The organism is Paenibacillus sp. EKM301P (assembly GCF_011800295.1).
Classification (GTDB): Bacteria; Bacillota; Bacilli; order Paenibacillales; family Paenibacillaceae; genus Paenibacillus; species Paenibacillus polymyxa.
Map to the genome: position 1 here is coordinate 1 of NZ_JAALFM010000093.1, position 428 is coordinate 428.

A 428-nucleotide genomic window follows, 5' to 3' on the forward strand; every position below is an offset into this window, starting at 1 on the left:
TTTTCCAGTTCTCCCGCAGCAGCCGTCTGCTCTACAATATGATCCAGCTCTACAGCCGTCAGTCCTTGGAAGGACAAATCGCTTGGGGTCAGCTCCGGCAACTCTTTGGCCACACAGTGAGCCAACACCTCACGCAAGCTCTCCTGCAGCAGATCAGCCAGTTTTTTAACCGATTTTTTCATGAACATTTTGTTGCTGTAGCTGATCGTCAGTTCCAGGGCACCGTCCGTGATCATGCCGTTGATATCCAGAGCATACCGCTTGGTCAACGTGTCACTGATGGAAGCTCCGACGGAATAAGGAGACATACGGAATGCATTCTGCTTCAAATCCTGATCGAATTGGCCGAGATAGTTAAAGCTGATTTCCGGCTCGGCCACAAAAGTGGCTTCTTCTGCCCTGTCAGCAAGATATCTCAAAATTCCGTA

1 protein-coding gene is annotated in these 428 nt (G+C 49.8%); it reads right to left on the reverse strand.

Annotation, left to right across the window (positions count from 1 at the left end):
• Nucleotides 1-428 (reverse strand): condensation domain-containing protein (locus tag HFD99_RS24980; RefSeq protein ID WP_238797311.1); only part of this gene is annotated, 428 nt, incomplete at both ends.